Here is a 3164-nt window from a genome sequence, read left to right on the forward strand (position 1 = left end):
ATCCCTACTACCTGACCAGCCGGGCTGAGGAAGCCGGCTACGTGCCCCATGTCATCCTGGCCGGGCGCCGGATCAATGACGGGATGGGCCGCCACATCGCCGACGAGACGATCAAGCGCCTGGTACGCCACCGCCGCGCCAACGACGCCCTGGTCACCGTGCTGGGCTTCACCTTCAAGGAAGACGTGCCCGACGTCCGCAACACGCGAGTGATCGACATCGTGGCGCGGCTCGAGGAGTTCGGCATCCGGGTCCAGGTGCATGATCCGGCCGCGGATGCCGAGGCGGCCCTGCACGAGTACGGCATCACCCTACGGAGCGTCGATGCCCTGGAACAGGCCGATGCGGTGATCATCGCGGTGAAGCACCGGACGTTCGAGGCCGGCGGCTGGGACTTCGTGCGCTGGCTGCTGAAGGCGGGCCTGGGGCCGGTCATGGACGTGAAGGGGCTGCTCGACCGCGGTTCTGCCCCCGATGGCATCGACCTCTGGCGGCTGTAGCCGCCGCGCCCTCCTGGGCCTGCTGCCCGCCCTGCTTGCCGCCCGGCGGGCGCTGGCCGACCAGCGGGACCCGGCGCTGCCCGATCTGTTCGCCCGGCTGCGACGGGCGGATGCGGTCGAGGCGCCGGCGATCGAGGGGCGGATCCGGGCGATCTGGTATCGCCATCCCGACCGGATCGTGACGAGCCTGCTGGACGAGGGGGTGGTACTCCTGAGCGATCGGCAGTGGTCGGCCGCCTATCGGCGGTTCGACGAGCTGGTGCAGCGCGCCCCGGACTTCGCCGAGGCCTGGAACCAGCGCGCCACCGTGGCCTTCCTGCTCGACGATCTGGACACGGCGGTGCGCGACATCCAGCGCACCCTGGCCCTGGAGCCCCGCCATTTCGAGGCGCTGGCAAGGCTCGGCGAAATCTATCTGAAGCGCGGCCATCCGGAGGCGGCCCTGCGCGCCTTCGAGGCGGCACTTTCCATCCATCCGACCATGGCCGCGGTGCGACGGCAGGCCGATGAACTGCGCTCACGGCTGTTCGGGCGGGACATCTGAGCTTCCCGTGCCGCGATCTGCCCGTCTACGGTCGCCTTGGACCATTTGGACCCGAGGCGGGGAGCATCCAGGCGCGTGAGTGCCATCCTGAAGGCGGAGCGGCAGGGCGACCAGGCCGTGGTGACGGGCGCTGGCGCTTGGCTGGTCGACCAGGCGGGCTGGCTGGCGGTGCGGCTGCGGCGCCTGCCGGTGCGGCTGGCCGGCGTCCGCCGGGTGAGCCTGGACCTTTGCGGCATCGAGCGCCTCGACACCAGCGGCGCCTGGCTGATCGCCCGGACGGAGCGACACCTCCAGGCCGCTGGGGTGGAGGTCACGACCGAGCCACCGCAGGGGCCGGGTGATGCGGACCTCCTGCAGCATGTGCGCAGCCTGAAGCTGGCCCATCACCGACTGGCGGAGCCGCCAGGGGCGGTCGTGGCCCTGCTGGGGAGGATCGGCCGGGCCATGGAGGAGGCAGGGCGGCTGGCCGTGGCCCTGCTTGGCTTCTATGGCGCCATCTTCCTGCGTACCGCGGCGGCCCTGGCCCGGCCCTGGCAGATCCGCTGGACGGCGCTGGCCCACCATGTCGAGCAGACCGGCCTGGGCGCCGTCGGGATCACCGTACTCCTGTCGTTCCTGATCGGGCTGGTGATGGCCTGGCAGGGTGCCACCCAGCTGGTACGGTTCGGCGCCGACATCTTCACCGTCGACCTGCTGACGATCGCGGTGCTGCGCGAACTGGGCGTGCTGCTGACCGCGATCATCGTCGCCGGGCGGACCGCCAGCGCGTTCACTGCCCAGATCGGGGCGATGGTGCTGAACGAGGAGATCGACGCGATGCGCGTGATCGGGATCGACCCGATCGACACGCTCGTCCTACCCCGCTTCTTCGCCCTCCTGCTGGCGATGCCGATCCTCACCTTCATCGCCGACGCGGCCGCTCTGCTGGGCGGCGCGATGGTGGTGCTGTTCGAGCTGAACATCCCGTGGGTCCAGCTGGTTGGCCGATTCGGCGAGGTGGCGACGCTCACTCATCTCCTGGTGGGCCTGGTCAAGGCGCCGGTATTCGCCTTCGCCATCGCGCTCATCGGCTGCTGGAACGGGCTCCGGGTGGAGCGCAACGCCGAGAGCGTGGGCCGGATGACCACCCAGTCGGTGGTGGCCTCGATCTTCCTGGTGATCGTGGTGGATGCGCTGTTCTCCATCCTGTTCGTCCGGCTCGGGATCTGAGCATGGCCGATCCGGACCCGATCATCGAGGTGCACGGCCTGGTCACTCGGTTCGGCGAGCGCATCATCCATGACGGGCTGGACCTGACGGTGCGGCGCGGCGAGGTGCTGGGCCTGGTCGGCGGCTCCGGTTCTGGCAAGTCGGTTCTGATGCGCACCATCCTCGGTCTGCTCCGGCCGAGTGCTGGCACGATCCGCCTGCTGGGCGCGGATCTCACCTCCTTGTCGCGCGAGAAGCTGGTGGCGCTGCGCGGTCGCACCGGCGTGCTGTTCCAGGATGCCGCCCTGTTCAGCACGCTGACCGTGGCCGAGAACGCCCAGGTGCCGATGCGCGAGCGCTTCGGCTGGCCCGAGGCGCTGATGGCCGAGCTGGCCTGCCTGAAGATCGCGCTGGTGGGTCTGCCGGACGATGCCCGGGACAAATATCCGTCCGAACTTTCGGGCGGCATGCGCAAGCGGGCGGGCCTGGCCCGCTCCATCGCGATTGATCCCGAGGTGCTGTTCCTGGACGAGCCGACCGCCGGGCTGGATCCGATCGCGGCCGCGGCGTTCGACGAGTTGATCCTGCAGCTCTCCCGGACGCTCGGCCTCACCGTGGTGATGATCACCCACGACCTGGATTCGCTGATGCGGATCACCGATCGGGTGGCGGCGCTGATCAACGGCAAGGCCGTGGTCGCACCGATTGATGAACTGCGCAGGCTCGACGACCCCTGGTTGCGCCAGTACTTTGGCGGGCCGCGGGGGCGGGCGGCGCTCGAAGCCGGTCAGGCAGCGGGCTGAGCGGAGGCCGATGGAGACGCGCGCGCATCATGTGGTGGTAGGGGTCTTCGTCCTCCTGGGGCTGGTCGCGATCGCGGTGTTCGGCGCTTGGCTGGCGCGCTCCTCGCTCGACCGCAAGACTGACCGCTA

4 protein-coding genes are annotated in these 3164 nt (G+C 69.9%); all 4 read left to right on the forward strand.

The window, feature by feature from the left end:
• Positions 1–500: UDP binding domain-containing protein (locus EQG76_RS08480; RefSeq protein WP_321573440.1), on the forward strand; the 500-nt coding region annotated here is incomplete at its 5' end.
• Positions 475–1044 (forward strand): tetratricopeptide repeat protein, encoded by a 570-nt coding sequence (locus EQG76_RS08485; protein WP_159712414.1) that lies wholly within the window; start codon positions 475–477, stop codon positions 1042–1044. The genes EQG76_RS08480 and EQG76_RS08485, both read left to right, overlap by 26 nt.
• Positions 1045–1119: 75 nt before the next feature.
• Positions 1120–2253, forward strand: coding sequence for an ABC transporter permease (locus EQG76_RS08490; RefSeq protein ID WP_200840661.1), 1134 nt, complete (start codon positions 1120–1122; stop codon positions 2251–2253).
• A gap of 2 nt (positions 2254–2255) precedes the next feature.
• Positions 2256–3035 (forward strand): ABC transporter ATP-binding protein, encoded by a 780-nt coding sequence (locus EQG76_RS08495; protein WP_159712416.1) that lies wholly within the window; start codon positions 2256–2258, stop codon positions 3033–3035.
• Positions 3036–3164: the final 129 nt, after the last annotated feature.

This window comes from Geminicoccus flavidas (assembly GCF_009806515.1).
GTDB classification, from domain to species: domain Bacteria; phylum Pseudomonadota; class Alphaproteobacteria; order Geminicoccales; family Geminicoccaceae; genus Geminicoccus; species Geminicoccus flavidus.